This window comes from Streptomyces sp. OfavH-34-F, assembly GCF_022347745.1.
Classification (GTDB): Bacteria; Actinomycetota; Actinomycetes; order Streptomycetales; family Streptomycetaceae; genus Streptomyces.
On the sequence record NZ_JAKRGC010000600.1, the window covers coordinates 1 to 1,568 of the forward strand.

Consider the following 1,568-nt stretch of genomic DNA (forward strand, 5'->3'; position numbering starts at 1 on the left):
CGGGCCGCCGCGCTGACCGCGCTGCTGCGGGGGGCGGTGGCCGGCGCGGGGGCGGCGGTCCTGCTGGTGCTCGGCGCGCTTCTGCTGCCCCGGGCCTGGCCGGAGAGCCCGGACGCGTCGCCCCGGGTGGCGCCGAGGGCCGCCCCGGCTCCCGAGGGGGCCGTCGGCGGTCCGTCGTCGTCGCCCTCACCGGCCGGTGCGGCCGAGCTGTACGTGGCTCCCGGCGGTTCGGACACCCGGGGCGACGGCAGCCTCGCGCACCCGTACGCCACGGTCGGCAAGGCGGCCGGGCTGGTGCGTCCGGGGCAGAGCATCGTCCTGCGCGGCGGCACCTACCGGCCCGCCGAACCGCTCGTCCTCGACACCGACGGCACCGCCGACGCGCCCATCACGCTGACCGCGCGCCGCGGGGAGCGGCCGGTGCTCGACCTCTCCGGGGTGCGCGACGGGGAGTGGGCCGTCATCCAGCGCGCCGACCACTGGACCGTACGGAATCTGGAGGTACGGGGTGCCCGCGACCACGCATGGGTGTGCGACGGATGCGCGCACGACGTCTTCGACGGCCTGAACGTGCATCACAACGGCAGGTCCGGCCTGACCCTGCGCGGCGAGGACACGGTGGGCAACACGGTCGTCGACAGCGACTTCCACGACAACCGCCGGGCGAACGGGCACAGCACGGGCCTGGCGATCGTCTTCGGAGGGGGCGACGGCAACACTGTGCGGCGGTGCCGCTCCTGGGGCAACGGGGGCGACGGCTTCGACCTGGGCGCATTCACCGGCCCGGTGCTGCTGGAGGGGAACTGGGCCTACGGCAACGGCGACGGCTTCGCGCTCGGCGGCGGCCGCACCACGGTCACCGCCGCGCACGTCGCCAGGTTCAACGCGGCCTGGGACAACGAGGGCTACGGCTTCACCGACCTGGGCAACACGGGGCGCCTGACCCTGGAGCGCAACAGCGCCTACCGGAACGGCATCGCCGGCTTCCGGCTGGCCGACAGCACGGGCACCGCCACGGGGAACGCCGCCTGGGACGACGCCCGCGCGACGGCACCCGGACCGGCCGTCCGCTCCGTGGGCAACACCTGGGACGCGGCAGGACCGAAGGTGTCCCTGGGCGACCTGCTCTCGGACGATCCGGACGAGGCGCGGGGCCCGCGCGCGAGCGACGGTTCGCTCCCCCGTACGGCGTTCCTCCGCCCCCGCGACCCGGACGTCTCCGTGGGCGCGCCGATGACGCCCTGACGACCGGGGGGCTGCTCGGTGCTCAGGCCGGGCCCGGCCCGCCGTCGCCGTCCGGGAGGTGGGGTGCCTGCGGGGGCGGGGCCGGGGGCCCGTCCGTCAGCGTCCGCGCGTGCCAGGGGTCGGTCGGCAGGAAGTCGTACGCGTCATGGTCCGCCTCTCCCCCGGCACCGGACGGCGGTACGGGGCCCGAGGCGGACGCCGACGCCTGGTCGGGCCGCGACGCGGTCTCCCCGGCGGCGCGGCGGCTGCGCCGGGACCACCAGCGGCGGCGGGGTCCGTCCGGGGATGCGGGGGACGCCGGCTCGGCGGGGGCGGGTGTGGCC

Annotated in this window: 1 protein-coding gene and 1 pseudogene; one reads left to right on the forward strand and one right to left on the reverse strand. The window is 77.4% G+C overall.

The genetic code is table 11. From position 1 onward, the window contains the following. Positions 1-1,245: right-handed parallel beta-helix repeat-containing protein (locus MHW47_RS35285; protein ID WP_239227889.1), on the forward strand; the 1,245-nt coding region annotated here is incomplete at its 5' end. Positions 1,246-1,267: 22 nt separating this feature from the next. Here MHW47_RS35285 and MHW47_RS35290 read toward each other — a convergent pair. Beyond that, positions 1,268-1,568 (reverse strand): annotated as a pseudogene (locus tag MHW47_RS35290) (hypothetical protein); the annotation flags it as partial.